A 19132-nucleotide genomic window follows, 5' to 3' on the forward strand; every position below is an offset into this window, starting at 1 on the left:
TGTTATCTCCCAAAGCATGGAAGTTATTGTGGTTAAAGAGAATAAAAACACCATTGCCTGAAACTGCTCCAAATATGTCATGGGCGTATCAGGAACTGGCAAAGTTAGGAGGCTGGAAAGATACCAAGCGCACAGGGCGTGCATCTGTGAAAGTGTTATGGCAAGGATGGCTTAAGTTACAAGCCATCCTGGAAGGCTACGATTTAGCAAAATCTCTTGAGTCAGACTTGTGATCAAGAGACAGCCTAAGAGCGGTTTTTCTTTGCCTGAATCAAAGATAACAGGGCAACTTAATAGCGACACGATCCCAGCGGAAAATAGTCAAGCAACAGTCAAGCAGCCATCAAACAAGAAAGAACAAGCTAGCCTACAAGAAAGCATTGATGACTTTGGCGAAAAGCTAGGCGGCGCACGTAAAGATGCATGGGGTGGTTTTAGTGATGCAATACAAGATCAGAAAAGCACGACTGAGTTACCATTAAGCAAAGCATGGCCTGAGCCTAACTACAAAGAGCTTGTAGAAAAAGGAGCTAATGCGGAGTCAGCAGCGCTAATTGCTGCAATGAGAAGTGAAATACCATCAAAGCCACGAGTTGCTCGTAAGGTTGCAAGATGGGCTGAAAAAGTTAATACGTTAAAGTCATTTGCCGCAGACTTAATAAGTGGTGATCGTAACGTAGCAAGCGTTATGCAAAGAATGCGTAATCATAGCTCAAAGCTAGCCGCTGTTGTTGACGCTATACCTTCTATTGCAAAGGCTGATATTGACACCTTGAAAAACGTTGCAGATTACCGAATTTCTTCTGGTAGTTTTTCTATATTTGGCGGTAAAACATACTCGCCTAGCAAGGTATTTTATTTTATAGAGCGTAATGGGCGCCCTGTTTATGATGGCGCTAGCGAAACATTAAGTGACGTACAGGCACTGCTAACTAAAGTAATCAAAGCCGAGCAGACTGACAACGCTAATGCGACAAGTGGCAAAAAAAGCAAAATAAGTGTTTACCGTGATCGATACACTAAAGATATTTATTTAGGATGGAAAGGTGCAGGCGGTGTTTTAAAAATAAAGTCATTTGATGATTTAGGTGCAGCCAGAGATCACCTTAAAAATAATCGCGAAGAAGTCGAGCAAACGCTACAGAAAATAAAAGAAACACCTAGTATGCGTAAGCCGGTTAATGCTGAGCGCATAGGACCAGAACGCTATGCTGAAAATGTAACGCCTGATACGTTTGGTGAAACGTTTGGTTTTAGAGGTGTAGAATTTGGTAATTGGGTAGAACAAGCTAAGCGCCAAAAGAATCTAAACCAAGCTTACGATGGATTAATGGATTTAGCTGAAGCATTAGACTTACCACCAAAAGCATTAAGTTTAAACGGTAAGCTAGGGCTCGCATTTGGTGCGCGAGGTAAAGGTGGAAAAAATCCTGCAGCTGCACATTACGAACCAAACAGCGTTGTTATTAACCTTACTAAAAAAGCCGGTGCAGGTTCTCTAGCGCACGAATGGTGGCACGCACTGGATAACTACTTTGGTAAGCAAAGGCCTAACACAGAGTTTATAACTGAGTCGCCATACACACTATCCACAGATGAAATTCGCCCTGAAATGGCAAACGCTTTTAAACATGTAAGAAATGCCATCGTGCAAAGCGGATTGCCTGAGCGCTCAAAGCAATTAGACACCAGGCGCTCTAAAGCTTATTGGGCAACGACAATAGAAATGACAGCGCGTTCATTTGAAACTTACATAATAGACAAGCTAAGCCAGCAAGGTATAGAAAACGACTACCTTGCTAACGTTCTAGCTGATGAAGCGTGGACAGCGGCAGAGTCACTAGGCTTTGAGTCTAGTAACTCATATCCATACCCAAATAAAGCAGAGCAACAGGGAATAAATGCTGCATATCAAACATTGTTCGACACTATAGAAAGTGAAAACACCAGCGAAGGCATACGGTTATTCTCAAAATCTAAAAACCTTAACACTAGTAAGTCAATAAGCGCTGAGAAAGCCCAGAGTATTGCTGATGAGTTTGTTAAAAGCTTAAAAGGTGCTAACGGGATCACAGTAAGTATATTGGAGGACACCGCTACCGCAGAAAAGCTATGGCGTATGAGTTTGGACGGTGCGACAGTTAAAGGTGCTTACAGCGAAAACAGTAAAACAGTGTATGTGATAGCCGAAAACATCGACAGTGAAAGCGACTTGAAGCAAACCCTAGCGCACGAAACAATAGCGCACGGCGGCCTTGACACTGTTATTGGTAAAGATGCTAAGCAAGCATTTATTGATCGCATAAAAGCTACTAAGGGCCGTAAAGCATTTGAGAAATACTGGAAGGACGCAAACAACGACTACTGGGATGCAAGCCAGGACGTAAAAGCCGAAGAGATATTTGCCCGCTTTGTAGAAAACGAACCCACTAAAGGTGAGCTTAAATATTGGTGGCAAGCACTTAAACGCTTTATACGTGCACAGCTTGATAAAGTAGGCCTGGCTTATAGCGAAGATACCGAACTAACAGCAATGCGTGAAATGCTAGAAAGCATAGTTAAAGGATTTAAAGCGCAGCGTGAGCCAATGACCAGTAGCCAGGCTGAGATGGCTTATAGCCAATCCGATAAGAAATTCAGCCGCACAGCCAGCAATGGCAACAGCCAAACATCAAGCAAAATATCAGAGGCTATAAAAAAAGCAATCAACCGTGAGAGCCGCTTTGAAAAATCAAGAGTGCCAGAATGGGAATCGCTAAACGCCCAACTTCGCGAAACCGATAAAACAGCGGGAAGCAAAATCAAGCGGCAATTATCACGATGGATAATGCCAGGCGGAAACATGCCGGAAACGGTTAAGCAGGCCGTTAGAGGGCGAGATCGCGATGTAGCTGTGCATGAGTTTGATATATCAATGCTGGTAGGGAAGTTAAATTCAGCAATAAAGTCTGCAAATATTAATCCTGATAGGCTTACTGATGATCAGTGGGCTAAATATCACCAGTTTTTAACCGGCGAAAATGATGGCTCTACGCTTGGGCAAAGCGAGCGTGATGCGCTAGTTCTTATGCGGGAACATGTGGACGGCCTGACGCGTGACTATGTATCAAGCGTAAATAATAAGCTGCAGCAGCGATTGGCAGAGGACGGAGTGGCCGATCCCAAAGAAGCTGCTCGCCTTGAAAAAATGTTAGGCAATATAGGGAAATATTTAAACCGTAGTTACAAGGCATTTGACGATAAGGAGTGGTTTAAGAAGATCCCCACCAAAGTTATTGATGATGCCCGTACATACTTAATTAATCAGTATAAGCGAGATGGGAGCACAGCTGAAGAAGCTCAAAATAAAGCGCAGGTTACTTTAAATGAAATAGTAAAAACTGGTACAGCTTATGAAAGCCTGGGCTCGTTTATTGCCGAGAGCAAGCTTGGCTCTAAAGATCTTTCCACTCTAATTCCGAGAAAGGATATATCGCCAGAAATTAGAGCTTTACTGGGCGAATACGCCGACCCACGGATCAACTACGCTAAGTCAGTATCAAAAATGTCCTCTATGATCGCAAGCGACAAGTTGCTAAGTACAATACGCGATATGGGCATCAATAATTTTATTTTTGAAAAAGACACTCGACCGCCAGAGGCAACTGTTCAATTGGCCGGCGAAAAATCTGAGGTTTACTCGCCATTGAATGGCATGTGGACCACGCCAGAAATAAAAGAGGCATTTGAGGATGCAATGGGAGCTGGCGGCGGCGAAGGGTGGCTCGATACAGCGATACGAATTAATGGCTTTATAAAATATGGCAAGACAGTTTTATCGCCAACAACGGCGATGCGTAACGTTATGTCATCTTACTTTTTCACAGTTGCAAATGGTCACTTTAATCAAAAGTATATGAAGCAAGCCGTATCAGCTTTTAATGCGCAAGTTAAAGGTAAGGTTACTGATGGCGAGTCTGATTATATCAAACGCCTTATTAAGCTAGGTGTTTTGTATGACTCAGCAAACGCCGGTGAAATGGTCAAAATGATGACCGACGGAAAGATAAGCCAAATGCTTGAGGGCAAAGGCGGAGCTGCATTTGAAAGCTTGCGATGGCTGACTGACAAGGCGACAGGCTTTTATCGCTTTGGCGATGACTTTTGGAAGATTGTCGGCTTTGAAAACGAAAAGGCAGCACTCATAAGAACAGGCATGCCGCAAGGCGAGGCCGAATCAGTGGCCGCAGAGCGAATACAAGATACCTACCCAACATATAGCCGTGTTGGCAAAGCGGGGGTTTGGCTGTCAAGATTTCCACTAGCCGGCACGTTCGTTTCATTCCCCGCTGAAATAGTTAGAACTACTGGCAATATGATCAAGCTTGCTGCTAGTGAAATTAAATCAGAAAACCCTAAAGTACGCGCTATGGGAGCAAAGCGAATTGTAGGTATAACTATGGCAAGTGGTGGCATGTTTGCTTTATCAGCCCTCAGCGCAGCAATGTTTGGTGTGACGGATGATGAAGAAGAAGCGCTTAGGGATATGACAGCTGATTGGCAAAAAAACTCAACTTTCGTTTATGCGGGTAGGGATAGCGATGGGAATTTACGTTATTTTGATATGTCATTCTTAGACCCGTACGGATATTGGAAGCGCCCTATAGAAGCGATGATGCGAGATCAGCCAGTAGATAAGGCGATAGCATCATCATTAAGCGATATGATTTCGCCATTCTTAGGCGCCGATATAACCGCAGGGAAAATACTTGAAGTGCTTAGCAATAAAAAGCAAAGCGGTGGGCAAGTTTATAAAGAAAACGATACGGCCATTCGTAAAAGTGCAGATATTGCAGGGCACTTAGCATTAGGACTAGCGCCAGGCGCAGTAAATAATGCTTGGCGAATAGGCATGGCGGCAGGTGACGTTAAGCGCTCGACAGGTAAGCCATATAGTTTGCCTGATGAAATGCTGGCACTAATGGGGTTTCGTAGTTCAACATTTGATCCCAAGGTTAGCCTTTATTATCGGACCTTTGACTTTAACAGCTCAATTGCAGAGGCTAGAAAAGAGCTAAGCGGTGTACTAAGAGATCCCAATAAGGTGTCAGATGGCGAGATAAGCGCTGCCAAAGAGCGGGCAAAATCAAAGCAGGAGCAGGCATTTAAGCAAATGTCCCGTTTAATTCAGGCTGCGCAAACTGGTGGGGCAAGCCGCCCTCAAGTTGTTCGAATATTATTGCTCGCAGGAATTAGCAAGCGTAATGTTGGTTTTTTACTACAAGGGCGAGTGCCACCGGTTAATTTATCTGACACATCATATGAAAGCGCTGTGAAACGAGCTCAATTAATAATGGACAATGAATCAGCAAGGGAAATAAGAAGTCGATTTAACCGTATAACTAGTAAGGATTAACTATTTATAATAGCCAACAAAAAGCCCGCGATTAAGCGGGCTTTTTGCTATGAGCTTCGAGCTCTACTTATCCAGCGTTCAACAGTTTCATTTGTATTGATTGCATGAATTACAATACTAGGGTGCTTCTTCGCGAAAACGCGAAATATCTCATCGGCAAAAGCCTGACCAATAGTATCTATTTCACTGAAATCTAACATAACAATCTTGAACTTATCTAAGCTAGACAGTACACGCTTAGCTTGAGATCTAGATACCAGGTTTTCTTTACCCTGGATAGCTAGACGAATAGGTACTACAGTCTTTGAAAACGAAAACTCATCTGCGGGAGCATATTCGTTAAAAACTTGCTGTTGACTAATGTTGCTATCTGACCTAATTTGCATTTCCACAATTGTACCCTCCACATCATGGTTATGTTCAAGTAAAAAATCATGGACACTATCTTTATCATGATTAAAGAAATGCCCAGATGAGTAAATATAAAAATGCTCGAAAACTCTAGAGGTAAAGTAAATACCCTCGCCAGTATGATTATCTGGATCTGTTGTTAACTTACCCTTAGATAGCTCCAATATTGATTCTTTTTCACTGCTAAGGCCTTTTAATCGAGCAATTCTTTTAAATATACCTTCGCCATAATCGTGAACCATTATATCGACTTCACCATCATTAATGCTGGCACAAACTTTCAATTGAGCAGCGTCAGAGTGATCAATTGCATTATTTACCATTTCAGTAAAGCCATAGAAGCAAACGTCGAAAACATTCTTCGGAAGAGTTTCGAAAATATGTTCAAATTTCTCCCATATTACGTGTTCATCGAGCTTATTTTTTGAGTCCATTTCAAATGATTCTATATGAGCTCTATTTCTTCCTAGTTTATATGTTCTTGCGCTAGTGTTCCCATGCGCCTCTATATATCCGCGGTCAATTAAATTATTAATCGTCTTGCCAACGGTTTGCCTCGTTACACCTAGTGCTACTTCGCAGACTTTGGTTAGGTGTGGTACATCTTTAGCTATGAAAGATAGAATTTGTCTTTCGTTCATTGTAAGTTGTTTAACTAAGCAATAACTTTGATGAAGTTCCATTTTAAGCCACTTATCTACTTGGTATGTGTTAATTGTAAATTCAATATACAGAAATAGATATAAAACTACTATATATTTTAATATAAACTTGTAATGAATGATAAAATACCTTGTTAACAAAGGCGCTTTAACTTGTTATGCATGGTTAAATTAACTTATAAGTTTATGTTGTTTATGGAAAACAAAAAGCCCGCAATTAAGCGAGCTTTTACAGAGTTTCGAGTCATCAACCTACAATCATAATGTCGTGCTGTATTATTATTGCCTAATAAAGCTATAATAGGTTTGTTGTTAAGTCTACGACAAATTTGCAAACACCCCTTGAAATACCCACCAACAAGCACAATATTTCAGTCATGGTAAGAACTTCAATTATTCACTTGTGTACCAAAGTGTGTACCAAATAATGAAAGGTAACATTATGACAAATAAAAAAGACATTACAAAACATGAGTTTGGAACGGACGCGGGTAAGATACTCAACTTAATGATTCATTCTCTTTATTCTAATAAAGAAATATTTTTACGCGAACTTGTGTCAAACGCATCAGATGCGGCAGACAAGTTACGCTTTTTAGCGCTATCTCAAGGCGACCTTTACCAAGGTGATGCCGATTTACGTGTTCGTATTAGCGCAGATAAAGAAGCAAATACAATTACCATTTCTGATAACGGTATTGGTATGACACGTGATGAAGTAATAAGCTCATTGGGTACTATTGCAAAGTCGGGTACTGCTGAGTTTTTCAAAAACTTAACGGGTGATCAAAGTAAAGATTCACAATTAATTGGTCAATTTGGTGTTGGTTTTTACTCAGCATTTATTGTTGCTGATTTAGTAACTGTTCGTACACGTAAAGCCGGTGAAACAACCGCTTACGAGTGGGAATCTCAAGGTGAAGGCGAATACACGCTTCAAGAAATTGAAAAAGAAGGCCGTGGTACCGACATTATTTTACATCTTCGTGATGAAGAAAAAGAATTTGCTGACGATTACCGCTTACGTGGCATTGTTACAAAATACTCAGACCATATTTCAACACCTGTACAAATGTTTAAAGCAGAAGTACCAGAGTCTGAAGGCGAAGACGGCGAAAAAATTCCAGCAGTACCAGGTGAGTGGGAAAGCATTAACCGTGCAACTGCATTGTGGACGCGTGATAAGTCAGAGCTTTCTGATGAAGAATACAAAGAGTTTTACAAGCACGTAAGCCACGACTGGGAAGATCCACTTAGCTGGGCACATAATAAGGTTGAAGGTAAAACTGAATACACGAGCCTTTTATACATCCCTAAAAAAGCACCTTTCGATTTATGGAACCGTGAACGTCAAAGTGGCTTAAAGCTTTACGTACAACGTGTATTTGTAATGGATGATGCTGAGCAGTTCATGCCAAGCTACCTTCGTTTTGTGAAAGGTTTACTAGATTCAAACGATTTACCTCTAAACGTATCTCGTGAAATTCTACAAGACAACAAAGTAACGCAAGCTATTCGTAAAGGGTGTACATCGCGCATTATTAAAATGCTTGAGCGTATGGCTAAAAACAAAGCTGACGATTACCAAGTATTTTGGAATGAGTTTGGCCAAGTAATGAAAGAAGGCCCAGCTGAAGATGCGGCAAATAAAGAAGCCGTATGTAAGCTACTACGTTTTTCGTCTACTCATACTGATTCAGAAACGCAAGATGTGTCGCTTGAGCAATATGTTGAGCGTATGAACGAAGGCCAAGACAAAATTTACTATGTAGTAGCTGATACATTTACTTCTGCGAAAAATTCTCCTCATTTAGAGATTTTCCGCAAAAAAGGGATTGAAGTATTGTTACTAAGTGACCGTGTTGACGAGTGGATGATGAGCCACTTAACTGAATTTGCTGATAAGCAACTACAGTCAATCACACGTGGTGATTTAGATTTAGGTAAGCTGGACGACGAAGAGACTAAAAAAGCGCAAGAAGAGTCTGAAAAAGAGATGGCTGGCCTTGTTGAGCGTATTAAAACAGCACTAGGTGATGACGTTAAAGAAGTACGCTTTACGCACCGCTTAACAGATTCTCCAGCGTGTGTTGTAAGCGACGACAACGATATGAGCTCACAAATGCAAAAGCTAATGGAGTCTGTAGGTCAAGCAGCCCCAGAAGCAAAACCTGTGTTTGAGCTAAACCCAGAGCACCAACTTGTTAAGCATTTAAATGACGAACAAGATGAAGATAAGTTTTCACAGTGGTCACATGTTTTATTAGACCAAGCATTACTTGCAGAACGCGGTACACTTAAAGATCCAACAGGATTTGTTACTCGCTTAAACAAGCTAATGCTTGAACTAAGTAAGTAGTTAACTACTTATTTAGTTAATAAAAGTATAAATTATATACTTTAAATAAAAGGGAACGTATGTTCCCTTTTTTAATGCGCTGTAAATACATCAACAACTCATCAATTAGTATAAGTTGCTTGAGTATCGGCGGCGCTTGTGGAAGAATTCAGGCTTTAAAATAAATATCCATACTAGGGGACAATAATATGCGCATTATTCTTTTGGGCGCGCCGGGTGCAGGTAAAGGTACTCAAGCTCAGTTTTTAATGGACAAATACGGTATTCCACAAATTTCTACTGGCGACATGTTACGTGCAGCAATTAAAGAGGGCACGCCATTAGGCTTAGAAGCAAAAAAAGTAATGGATGCTGGTCAACTAATTTCTGACGATATTATTATTGGTTTAGTAAAAGAGCGTATTACTAAAGCTGATTGTGAGAAAGGTTTTTTACTTGATGGCTTCCCGCGTACAATCCCTCAAGCTGATGCGATGAAAGAAAATGGCGTAGTGGTTGATCACGTTATTGAATTTGACGTGGCTGATGAAGTCATTGTTGAACGTATGGGTGGACGTCGCGTTCATCCAGGTTCTGGTCGTGTTTACCATATTGTATATAATCCACCAAAAGTGGAAGGTAAAGACAACGAAACTGGGGAAGACTTAATTGTTCGCGCTGATGATACTGAAGAAACAGTACGTAAACGTTTAGGTATTTATCACGAGCAAACTATGCCATTAGTTGATTACTACCAAGCAGAAGCTGCTGCTGGTAATACTCAATACCACAAACTAGATGGTACACAAGCTGTTGAAGCTGTTAGTTCACAACTTGGTGAGCTTTTAGGTTAATTATAAAAGCACATTAAAAAACCGCCAATTGGCGGTTTTTTGTTTTAAGGCTGTTTAGCATTGCTTAATCAATGCTATTTAATCGGCTTTACAGCGTTTCAAGTTTCTCAATTACGCTGTTATATTCTGGTTCAGTTGAAAGACTACTAACTAATTGTTTATAAATGACGTTATGGCTTTCATCTAAAATAAATACAGTTCGCGTTAATAAGCCCATATCTTTAATAATTAATCCGTATTTTTGGCCAAAATCGCGCCAAACAGAATCTGATAACGTAGTGATTTTATCGATATTTTCAGCTTTGCAAAAACGCTTTTGAGCAAATGGTAAATCAGCACTAATTGTTAGCATTACAACACTTGGAAATTGCGAGGCTACTTTTTCATTGAAATGCTTAGTTTGCAGGCTACAAATACCTGTATCAAGACTTGGCACTACACTTATCAATACAGCTTGGCCTTTGTAATCCTCAAGCGTTACAGGGATGAAGTTGTCATCAACTACTTTGAAGTTTGGCGCGCTATCACCTACTGAGACACCTTTGCCTAATAAAGTTACTGGTTTGCCTTGTGCGGAGACTTTTCCTACATCAAGCGTGTTTTCTGGATAGTCGGCTGCAATAGCCACGGAGCAAAATGCACTCAAAGCAAAGGCAAGTGAACGTAACATAAGGTATTTCCTTTTAAATTAACGCAATGGGCGTCAGTGTATTATACTGCGCTATAGTAACCAAGTGATTAAATCTGCTTGACAGAATAAGGGTTAGCTCTGTGATATAAAAATTGTAACTGGGCTAAACTTTGATTAACATGCAGTTACAAAAGGTATATTTAATAATAAAAATAAAAACCTTTATAAAATGACTTTAATGCTCATGACGGGTTTAGAAATAGAGAGATAATATGTCAACATCGGTATTAATATGTGATGACTCAAAATTAGCTAGACGTCAGCTAGCTCGATCATTACCTGAAGATTGGGATATTAAAGTTGAATTTGCACTTGACGGCGTTGACTGCATAAAGCAGATAAAATTAATTGAACCAGAGATACTTTTTCTCGATTTAAACATGCCAGAAATGGATGGTTATGAAGTATTAATAGCTATGAAAGAACAGGGACTTAATATACTCACTGTTGTTGTCTCTGGTGACATTCAACCAAGTGCACACCAAAGAGTGCTTGAACTGGGTGCTATCGATTTTATTCAAAAACCATGTTCCCCCGAAAAACTAGCCAGCATAATTGAACACCATGGAATTAAAGACAAAGCCATGCGTGAACGTCTCTCTCATTCACTAGGAGAGCAAGTTGACCCTGATGTACGTGATATATACCAAGAACTCACTAACGTTGCTATGGGGCAGGCTGGGGATTTGCTTGCGCGCCTGCTTAATGTGTTTGTAAAGCTTCCAATTCCGAATGTAAATATTTTAGAAGTTAACGAACTCGATATGGCGCTACGCTCTATTGATAATAACGCTGCTACATCGGGTGTGTGCCAAGGCTTTATTGGCGGTGGCATTTCGGGCGAGGCACTATTACTTTTAAATGATTCAAGCTTTAAAGAAATAGCTTCATTGATGAATTATGACGGCGAGTTAAACGACAAAGTTGAACTTGAACTGCTTATGGATATTAGTAATATTTTGATAGGTGCCATTTTAACGGGTCTTTCAAAGCAGCTTGATATGTCATTTAGCCAAGGACACCCCATAGTACTTGGTCAGCACAGAGACGTGTCTGAGTTAGTTAAATCAAATAAGTCACGTTGGCAGCGCACGCTTGCTATAGAGATTAGTTACGGTATTGAAAACCATGATATAAATTGCGATCTCATGTTGTTATTTACTGAAGATTCACTTAAAACTTTGAAGTATAAAGTTGCTTACCTATTAGAAGATTAAGTTATGGCTGCTGATTTAGAAATGAATGAGATCCATTGGTTTATGGATATGTTTAATACCGTTGATGTAGGCCTTGTGGTACTCGATAGGGATTATAAGGTGTGTGTATGGAATGGTTTTATGGAAAACCATTCAGGGCTTCTACCAAGCGCAGTAAAAGATAAAGATCTATTTGATTTATTTCCAGCAATAGACGAAAAATGGTTTAGAAGTAAATCAGAATCGGTTTTTGTTTTAAAAAACCGCTCTTTTACTATTTGGGAGCAGCAGCCATACATTTTTAGATTTAAAAATTATCGACCTATTACTGGTAAAGCTGATTACATGTATCAAAATGCGACATTCATCCCTCTTACTAATACGATGGGTGAAGTTAGCCATATTTGTATTATTTTGTACGATGTGACCGATGTTGCGGTAAATAAAAAAGAGCTTGAAGAGTTAAACAAAAAATTAGAACAAGTTAGTCAAACAGATAGTTTAACGCAGCTTGCAAATCGTGGACATTGGGAAGGTACGCTACGCCAAGAGTTTTTAAGAGTTAAGCGAAGTGGTGGCTGTAGTACATTATTAATGTTTGATATTGATCACTTTAAAAAAATAAATGATGAATACGGGCATAGTTGCGGCGATGAAGCGCTCCGTCATCTATCAAACTTATTACGTACTACACTGCGTGAAACAGATATAGCTGGCCGTTACGGTGGTGAAGAGTTTGTAGTAACTTTACTTGATACAGATAAAGAGGGGGCGACTATATTTGCTGAACGTTTAAGAGTACATATAGAGTCAAATCCAGTTAAGTATAAACATTTTGAAATAAAAATGACGGTGAGCATCGGCTTTGCTGGCAATAGTAATGATTTTAAAAATCATGAGCGTTGGATAGAAGCTGCCGATAAAGCGTTATATCACTCAAAAAATACAGGCCGAAACAGAGTAACAGCCTATACAGATATAAAAAATGACGCTTAAGCGTCATTTTTTATATCTAGAATTTAGGAGTAAACAATACTGTATTTGTATAGTTTGATGAGCCAATCCAATCAGTATGGAAACCAATCAATATGAAAAGCCTTATTGTCCCTTACTATTGTGTTGTATGGCGAGAGTCATCGACTGGACACTGACCAATTATAGAGTCTTCATCAGAACTTGACTCCTGTTCTAGTTTTACTTTAAAGCCCCATAGCCTATAAAGATGCTTGAGTACTTCTTCGTGCGAGTTTGCTAAAGGAATATTGTTATGAGGCACATAGCGTAGGGTTAGCGAACGGTCACCTCTAATATCAACATCATACACTTGAATATTAGGTTCATGATTACTTAAATTATACTGCGCTGAGAGTGCTTCTCTCACTGCCTTATAGCCGTTGTCGTTATGTATTGCGCCAATCTCTAAATGGGGATTATTAGTATGGTCAATAATAGTAAATAATTTAAAATCACGAATTAACTTAGGCGATAAAAACTGGCTAATAAAACTCTCATCCTTAAAGTTTTCCATTGCAAAATGCAGTGTATCTAGCCAGTTACTACCTGCATATTCAGGAAACCAGCGTTTATCTTCTTCAGTTGGGTGTTCACATATTCTGCGAATATCAACCATCATATTAAAGCCTAAAGCATATGGGTTAATGCCTGAATAATATTTACTGTTATAAGGTGGCTGATAAACTACGTTGGTGTGGCTTTGTAGAAACTCTAACATGAAAGAGTCGGTGAGCTTTCCCTCATCATATAAGTGATTAAGGATGGTGTAATGCCAAAAAGTTGCCCAGCCTTCGTTCATTACTTGAGTTTGTTTTTGTGGGTAAAAGTATTGCGAAATTTTACGTACAATACGTATCACTTCACGTTGCCAAGAATCGAGTAATGGGGCATTTTTTTCAATAAAATACAAAATATTTTCTTGAGGTTCAGAAGGGAAATGGCGGACTTTCTTTTTGGTTTCTTGCTGTTGCTCAGGAATAGTTCGCCATAATTCGTTTACTTGCGATTGAAGGTAGTCTTCGCGCTCTTGTTGGCGTTTTTGCTCTTCAAATAGCGATATTTGTTGTGGACGTTTGTAGCGATCGACCCCGTAATTCATTAATGCATGACATGAGTCGAGTAGGGCTTCTACTTGTGTAATACCATGCTTTTCTTCACAGCGGCTTATGTAGTTTTTAGCAAATACCAAGTAATCAATAATTGAGCCTGCATCGGTCCAGGTTTTAAATAAGTAATTACCTTTAAAAAATGAGTTATGTCCGTAACACGCATGTGCCATTACAAGCGCTTGCATAGGTAGGGTGTTTTCTTCCATTAAGTACGCAATACAAGGGTCTGAATTTATCACTGTTTCGTAAGCGAGACCCATTTGTCCGCGCTTATAATTTTGCTCTGTTTGGATAAATTTCTTACCGTAAGACCAATGACTGTAGCCAATAGGCATACCAACGCTTGAATAAGCATCCATCATTTGCTCTGCGGTTATCACTTCAATTTGATTAGGGTAGGTGTCTAACCTATAGTGAGCTGCAACACGGGCAATTTCACCTTGGTACTCATCTAATAAATCAAAGGTCCAATCTGGGCCATCACTCAATCGTTTATCATTCATAATGCTACCTCGCTTTTGGCTATGCAGAGTTTTGCTGTTGACGACCTTTTTTAAATAGCTCCCTAAAAATTGGGTAAATATCTTCAACGCTTTGAATATGCTGTATGGCGAAATTATTATGGCTGTGTGTTATAGATTCATATTCGCGCCATAGGCTTTGATGAGCACGAGTGGTTATTTCAATATAAGCAAAATAACGTACTGCGCTTAAGAGCTTATTACGTAATATTTCACCACACTGCGGGGTGTCGTCCGCCCAGTTATCGCCATCAGAGGCTTGTGCGGCGTATACATTCCACTCATTTGCGTGATAACGCTCTTTTATTATTTCGTTCATTAATTTAAGAGCGCTCGAAACAATAGTGCCGCCAGTTTCTTGGGAGTAAAAAAACTCTTGTTCGTCAACTTCTTTAGCCTGTGTGTGGTGGCGAATATAAACAACTTCTATGTCTTTATAACTGCGCGTTAAAAATTGATAGAGCAAAATATAAAAACGCTTTGCCATGTCTTTTGTTGGCTGATCCATTGAGCCTGACACATCCATAATACAAAACATCACGGCTTTGCTGGTGGGGTGAGGGCGCTTTTCGTAATTACGAAAACGTAAATCGTAGTTATCAATAAACGGAACCGACTTAATTTGCACTTTTAATGCTGCAATTTCTTTTTGTAATAAAGCAATTGCCGCTTTATCGCTATGTTGCTCATCAAGCAACGCATCAAGTTGTTTTTCAAGCTCTTTTAAACGGCGTTTTTTACCTGCACTCATTGCCACACGGCGGGCAAGCGAGCCTTGAAGAGAGCGGACAATGTCAATATTACTTGGCATGCCGTCGCTACAAAAACCTGCGCGATGGGTTTTCATTTGCACTAACTTATCAAGCTGGTTCTCTTGTAAGTTAGGAAGTTCTAGATCTTCAAACAGTAAATCAAGGTATTCATCTTTTGATATTGAAAATACAAACTCATCTTGTCCCTCGCCCGAATCGCTGGCGTCACCTTCACCGGCACCACCGCCTTGTCCGCCTTTAGGGCGCTCAATTTTATCACCTGTAGAAAACTGATCGTTACCCGGGTGAATTTGTTCTCTATTCCCGCCTTGCCCTTGATGAAATGTAGGTTCGCTGATATCGCGTTGTGGAATAGAAATACTCTCACCAGAGCTTGAATCGGTAACGCTGCGTTTGTTAATCGCATCTGAAACCGCTTCTTTAATTTGTTTTTTATAGCGCCTAATAAAGCGCTGGCGATTAAGCGTACTTTTATTTTTTCCGTTTAAACGCCTATCTATAAAATGCGCCATATTGACCTCCTATATACTACGACTATGAAGGTTATTGCGATTTTCTAACCCGTAAATACCACTCAGAAAGCAAGCGAACTTGTTTTTGTGTATAGCCTTTTTCGACCATACGGTTCACAAAGTCTTCGTGCTTTTGCTGATCCTCTGCAGACGTTTTAGTATTAAACGAAATAACAGGGAGTAAATCTTCGGTATTAGAGAACATTTTTTTCTCAATCACCGTGCGTAGTTTTTCGTAGCTTGTCCATAGTGGGTTTTTCCCGTTGTTGTGTGCGCGGGCACGCAGTACAAAGTTCACTATTTCATTACGAAAATCTTTAGGATTAGAAATACCCGCTGGCTTTTCTATTTTTTCAAGTTCAGCGTTTAGCGCTGCGCGGTCAAATAGCTGTCCTGTATCGGGGTCGCGATATTCTTGGTCTTGTATCCAAAAATCTGCATAAATAACATAACGGTCAAAAATATTTTGTCCATATTCCGAATACGATTCTAAATAAGCGGTTTGCAGTTCTTTACCTATAAACTCGACATATTGTGGAATTAAATAGCCTTTTAAAAAGCTTAAATAACGCTCTTCTATTTCACTTGAAAATTGCTCGCGCTCTATCTGTTGCTCAAGTACATAGAACAAATGCACCGGATTTGCAGCAACCTCAGTGGTATCAAAGTTAAACACACGGGACAAAATTTTAAACGCAAAGCGGGTAGAGAGCCCCGTCATACCTTCATCAACACCTGCGTAATCACGATACTCTTGATACGATTTTGCTTTAGGGTCGGTGTCTTTTAGGGTCTCGCCATCGTATACCCGCATTTTAGAATAGATACTTGAATTTTCTGGCTCTTTTAAACGTGATAGCGTCGTAAATTGCGCCAATGTTTTAAGTGTACCCGGTGCACATGGCGCGTTGTATAGCTCGCTGTGCTCAAGTAATTTGTCGTAAATTTTAATTTCTTCAGTTACACGTAAGCAATAAGGGACTTTTACAATATAAACACGGTCTAAAAATGCTTCGTTGTTTTTATTGTTTTTAAAGGTTTGCCACTCAGACTCATTCGAGTGAGCGAGGATCATGCCATTAAAGGGCAGGGCACTAATGCCTTCTGTGCCGTTATAGTTACCTTCTTGGGTTGCGGTAAGTAAAGGATGCAGCACTTTAATAGGCGCTTTAAACATTTCTACAAATTCCATCAGCCCTTGGTTAGCTAAACATAAGGAGCCAGAGTAGGCGTATGCATCAGGATCGTTTTGGGCAAAGTGCTCAAGCTGGCGAATATCGACCTTACCAACCAGTGCTGAAATATCTTGGTTGTTTTCATCTCCTGGTTCGGTTTTGGCAATGCCTATTTGGTTTAAAATAGAAGGGTAGCGTTTAACCACTCTAAACTGGCTAATATCACCATTGAACTCTTTTAAGCGTTTGCCAGCCCAAGGCGACATAATGGTTTTTAAGTAGCGCGGTTTAATACCGTATTCTTTCTTAAGTACGTCAGCGTCCTCTATTGGGTCAAATAATGCAAGAGGATGGTCGTTTACCGGTGAGCCTTTAATTGAATAAATAGGCACTTGTTGCATTAAATATTTTAGTTTTTCAGCAATGGATGATTTACCCCCACCAACAGGTCCAAGTAAATAAAGCACTTGTTTGCATTCTTCAAGCCCTTGGGCGGCGTGTTTTAAATAAGAGACTATTTGCTCAATGGCGTCTTCCATACCATAAAAATCAGCAAAGGCAGGGTAGCGCGCAACTACTCTATTAGAAAATAACCGGCTTAGTCGTGCATCCGTTGCGGTATCTACCATGTTTGGTTCGCCAATTGCCATGAGTAGGCGTTCTGGTGCGCTGGCGTAGGCAGACTTATCGGTTTTACAAATCTCAAGAAATTCAGCGATACTGTATTCTTCTTCCTGTGCCGCTTCGTATCGTGCTTGGTAATGCTCAAAAATCGTCATAATAACCTCCGAAACCCGCTGTAAAAAGGTGCTTACCTTTTAAAGTCTAGTCACGAATCTGTATTTTTGTGCAATAAAATTAAAAATTTAAGTGAAAAAAGATCATGTTACTAAAAGTGTTTTATTAAATGATGAGGCGCTTGGGTGTGATAAATAAGAAACAAAAAAAGACGCCTAAGCGTCTTTTTTACATTAGCGTTTAAAGGCTAATTAAGCGAAGTTAGCGTTCGCGAATTCCCAGTTAACAAGCGACCAAAAACCTTTAAGGTAATCTGGACGAACGTTACGGTAATCAATGTAGTAAGCGTGTTCCCATAAATCCACTGTAAGGATTGGAGTAACGCCATCATCAGTTAATGGTGTAGCAGCGTTAGATGTATTAACGATGTCTAGTGAACCATCAGCAAGCTTAACTAACCACGTCCAGCTTGAACCAAAGTTATTTACTGCTTTGTCATTTAATGCATCTTTAAACGCATCAAAAGAACCCCATTTAGCGTTGATTGCATCAGCAACTGCGCCAGTAGGCTCGCCGCCGCCGTTTGGAGATAAGCTGTTCCAGTAAAAAGTATGGTTCCAGATTTGTGCTGCGTTGTTAAATACGCCGCCTTCTGATGAACATACGATCTCTTCTAGAGATTTGTTTTCAAACTCAGTACCAGGGATTAAACCATTAAGCTTAACCACGTATGTGTTGTGGTGTTTACCATGGTGAAACTCTAGCGTTTCTTTTGAAATATGTGGCTCAAGTGCGTCGATTGCATATGGTAGTGACGGTAGTTCAAATGCCATTTTTTTATCTCCATCTTCTTTGGTTGATAGTCCATTTGGTAATACGTAATGCCTGTTGAAACAGAGCAGTTACCTATACCAAGCGGTAATATAGTGTTACTATAATTGTTGAGTATTTTACTCAAGTTTAAGCAAACAGCAATGCTATTGCGAAAGACTATTTCAATTGCGGCTTTATTTGCCCATTTTAAGTTATATATTTGTGGTCACGATGAGTTATTTTCAAGACCTAAATATATTTAGCTATCGTTACTTTGAGGTTGTAGATGGAAACCATTGATAAAATTAAACAGCAAATTTCAGAAAACCCAATAATCCTTTTCATGAAAGGGTCACCAAAATTACCAAATTGTGGTTTTTCTTCACAAGCATCGCAAGCGTTAATGTCATGTGGTGAACCATTTGCATACGTTGATATTTTACTTAATCCAGACATTCGTGCTGAGCTTCCAGCATACGCAAATTGGCCAACATTCCCGCAATTATGGGTAGATGGCGAATTAGTTGGTGGTTGTGACATTATTATCGAAATGTTTCAACGCGGTGAATTACAGCCGTTAATTACAGAAACTGCTGCTAAATATAAAGAAGCTGACGCAGAGTAATTTTATTACTCAACCTGCTATCAGGTTATTAAGCTCTTTAAGCACAAAGCCACTTTTTAAGCTGTCTCTTGATCACAAGTCTGACTCAAGAGATTTTGCTAAATCGTAGCCTTCCAGGATGGCTTGTAACTTAAGCCATCCTTGCCATAACACTTTCACAGATGCACGCCCTGTGCGCTTGGTATCTTTCCAGCCTCCTAACTTTGCCAGTTCCTGATACGCCCATGACATATTTGGAGCAGTTTCAGGCAATGGTGTTTTTATTCTCTTTAACCACAATAACTTCCATGCTTTGGGAGATAACA

The 19132-nt window shown here is 39.9% G+C and carries 12 protein-coding genes and 2 pseudogenes; 7 read left to right on the forward strand and 7 right to left on the reverse strand.

Annotated features, from left to right (window positions below; genetic code table 11):
* Positions 1-233: pseudogene (locus QL998_RS18050) on the forward strand (IS4 family transposase); the annotation flags it as partial.
* Positions 234-262: 29 nt separating this feature from the next.
* On the forward strand, positions 263-5395 hold the full coding sequence (locus tag QL998_RS18055) for an LPD5 domain-containing protein (protein WP_290193208.1): 5133 nt from the start codon (positions 263-265) through the stop codon (positions 5393-5395).
* A gap of 47 nt (positions 5396-5442) precedes the next feature.
* On the opposite strand, the gene QL998_RS18060 is transcribed toward QL998_RS18055, so the two are convergent.
* On the reverse strand, positions 5443-6489 hold the full coding sequence (locus QL998_RS18060) for a DUF4325 domain-containing protein (RefSeq protein ID WP_290193209.1): 1047 nt from the start codon (positions 6487-6489) through the stop codon (positions 5443-5445).
* Positions 6490-6910: 421 nt separating this feature from the next.
* Between QL998_RS18060 and htpG the strand changes: the two genes are divergently transcribed.
* Entirely contained in the window at positions 6911-8827 is a 1917-nt protein-coding gene (htpG, locus tag QL998_RS18065) for a molecular chaperone HtpG (RefSeq protein ID WP_290193210.1), read from the forward strand.
* A 188-nt stretch (positions 8828-9015) separates the two neighbouring features.
* Entirely contained in the window at positions 9016-9660 is a 645-nt protein-coding gene (gene adk, locus QL998_RS18070) for an adenylate kinase (protein WP_010553395.1), read from the forward strand.
* Between the two features lie 88 nt (positions 9661-9748).
* Here adk and tpx read toward each other — a convergent pair whose 3' ends face one another.
* Positions 9749-10330 (reverse strand): thiol peroxidase, encoded by a 582-nt coding sequence (gene tpx, locus QL998_RS18075; RefSeq protein WP_290193211.1) that lies wholly within the window; start codon positions 10328-10330, stop codon positions 9749-9751.
* A 233-nt stretch (positions 10331-10563) separates the two neighbouring features.
* On the opposite strand from tpx, the gene QL998_RS18080 reads away from it, so the two are divergent.
* Together QL998_RS18080 and QL998_RS18085 are read left to right on the forward strand one after the other, a co-directional pair.
* Positions 10564-11568 carry a response regulator gene (locus QL998_RS18080; protein WP_010553397.1) on the forward strand — a complete coding sequence of 335 codons (1005 nt, stop codon included), beginning with the start codon at positions 10564-10566 and terminating at the stop codon, positions 11566-11568.
* Positions 11569-11571: 3 nt separating this feature from the next.
* Positions 11572-12543 (forward strand): diguanylate cyclase, encoded by a 972-nt coding sequence (locus QL998_RS18085; RefSeq protein ID WP_290193212.1) that lies wholly within the window; start codon positions 11572-11574, stop codon positions 12541-12543.
* A gap of 115 nt (positions 12544-12658) precedes the next feature.
* Here QL998_RS18085 and QL998_RS18090 read toward each other — a convergent pair whose 3' ends face one another.
* From QL998_RS18090 to QL998_RS18105, 4 genes are all read right to left on the reverse strand, one after another.
* Positions 12659-14173 (reverse strand): SpoVR family protein, encoded by a 1515-nt coding sequence (locus tag QL998_RS18090; RefSeq protein WP_290193213.1) that lies wholly within the window; start codon positions 14171-14173, stop codon positions 12659-12661.
* A gap of 19 nt (positions 14174-14192) precedes the next feature.
* On the reverse strand, positions 14193-15476 hold the full coding sequence (locus QL998_RS18095) for a YeaH/YhbH family protein (RefSeq protein ID WP_182197260.1): 1284 nt from the start codon (positions 15474-15476) through the stop codon (positions 14193-14195).
* A 31-nt stretch (positions 15477-15507) separates the two neighbouring features.
* Positions 15508-17430, reverse strand: coding sequence for a PrkA family serine protein kinase (locus tag QL998_RS18100; RefSeq protein ID WP_182197258.1), 1923 nt, complete (start codon positions 17428-17430; stop codon positions 15508-15510).
* Between the two features lie 210 nt (positions 17431-17640).
* Positions 17641-18222, reverse strand: a complete 582-nt coding sequence (locus QL998_RS18105) for a Fe-Mn family superoxide dismutase (RefSeq protein ID WP_002960323.1) — start codon at positions 18220-18222, stop codon at positions 17641-17643.
* Between the two features lie 266 nt (positions 18223-18488).
* Between QL998_RS18105 and QL998_RS18110 the strand changes: the two genes are divergently transcribed.
* Positions 18489-18827: a Grx4 family monothiol glutaredoxin gene (locus tag QL998_RS18110; protein WP_004335359.1), complete on the forward strand. Its 339-nt coding sequence runs from the start codon at positions 18489-18491 to the stop codon at positions 18825-18827.
* Between the two features lie 72 nt (positions 18828-18899).
* Here the strand turns inward: QL998_RS18110 and QL998_RS18115 are convergent.
* Positions 18900-19132: pseudogene (locus tag QL998_RS18115) on the reverse strand (IS4 family transposase); the annotation flags it as partial.

The sequence above is a fragment of the Pseudoalteromonas sp. APC 3691 genome, assembly GCF_030408135.1.
Taxonomy (GTDB): domain Bacteria; phylum Pseudomonadota; class Gammaproteobacteria; order Enterobacterales; family Alteromonadaceae; genus Pseudoalteromonas.

What these genes read in the sequence shown, in the direction of transcription:
- QL998_RS18060 (WP_290193209.1), bottom strand. Translation starts at nt 6,489, where the DNA reads ATGGAACTTCATCAAAGTTATTGCTTAGTTAAACAACTTACAATGAAC.
- QL998_RS18080 (WP_010553397.1), top strand. Translation starts at nt 10,564, where the DNA reads ATGTCAACATCGGTATTAATATGTGATGACTCAAAATTAGCTAGACGT.
- tpx (WP_290193211.1), bottom strand. Translation starts at nt 10,330, where the DNA reads ATGTTACGTTCACTTGCCTTTGCTTTGAGTGCATTTTGCTCCGTGGCT.
- QL998_RS18105 (WP_002960323.1), bottom strand. Translation starts at nt 18,222, where the DNA reads ATGGCATTTGAACTACCGTCACTACCATATGCAATCGACGCACTTGAG.
- QL998_RS18095 (WP_182197260.1), bottom strand. Translation starts at nt 15,476, where the DNA reads ATGGCGCATTTTATAGATAGGCGTTTAAACGGAAAAAATAAAAGTACG.
- QL998_RS18085 (WP_290193212.1), top strand. Translation starts at nt 11,572, where the DNA reads ATGGCTGCTGATTTAGAAATGAATGAGATCCATTGGTTTATGGATATG.
- adk (WP_010553395.1), top strand. Translation starts at nt 9,016, where the DNA reads ATGCGCATTATTCTTTTGGGCGCGCCGGGTGCAGGTAAAGGTACTCAA.
- htpG (WP_290193210.1), top strand. Translation starts at nt 6,911, where the DNA reads ATGACAAATAAAAAAGACATTACAAAACATGAGTTTGGAACGGACGCG.
- QL998_RS18090 (WP_290193213.1), bottom strand. Translation starts at nt 14,173, where the DNA reads ATGAATGATAAACGATTGAGTGATGGCCCAGATTGGACCTTTGATTTA.
- QL998_RS18100 (WP_182197258.1), bottom strand. Translation starts at nt 17,430, where the DNA reads ATGACGATTTTTGAGCATTACCAAGCACGATACGAAGCGGCACAGGAA.
- QL998_RS18110 (WP_004335359.1), top strand. Translation starts at nt 18,489, where the DNA reads ATGGAAACCATTGATAAAATTAAACAGCAAATTTCAGAAAACCCAATA.